The sequence below is a fragment of the uncultured Endozoicomonas sp. genome, from assembly GCF_947495845.1.
Taxonomy (GTDB): Bacteria; Pseudomonadota; Gammaproteobacteria; order Pseudomonadales; family Endozoicomonadaceae; genus Endozoicomonas.
The window spans coordinates 1-426 of sequence record NZ_CANMAO010000108.1; the positions used below are offsets into that span (position 1 = coordinate 1).

Consider the following 426-nt stretch of genomic DNA (forward strand, 5'->3'; position numbering starts at 1 on the left):
GGCTGGCGGGAGGGCAAAGACGATGCCGTTAAAGACAAACCGCTCGACCGGGCACTGGTCACCAACATTTCTTCCATGTGTCATAGCAAAGGCTTACCGAAAAAGATGGACGTGGAAGCCTTACTGAAGTTGCCCTGCCTGAAAGAGGGTTGGCAGGAGGGCAAAGACGATGCCGATAAGGACAAACCGCTCGACCGGGCACTGGTCACCAATATTTCTTCCATGTGTAGCAGCAAAGGCTTACCGGAAAAGATAGATGTGGAAGCTTTCCTGACGCTGCCCTGCCTGAAAAAGGGCTGGCAGGCGGGCGAAGACGAGGACGTTAAGAACAAACCGCTCGACCGGGCACTGGTCACCAATATTTCTGCCATGTGTCATAGCAAAGGTTTACCGAAAAAGGCGGACGTGGAAGCCTTCCTGACGCTG

General features: G+C 53.8%; 1 protein-coding gene. It reads left to right on the plus strand.

Annotated elements, in window-relative coordinates; all coding sequences use genetic code 11:
- On the plus strand, positions 1 to 426 hold a 426-nt coding region (locus Q1B11_RS20310; protein ID WP_299735843.1), incomplete at both ends, for a hypothetical protein.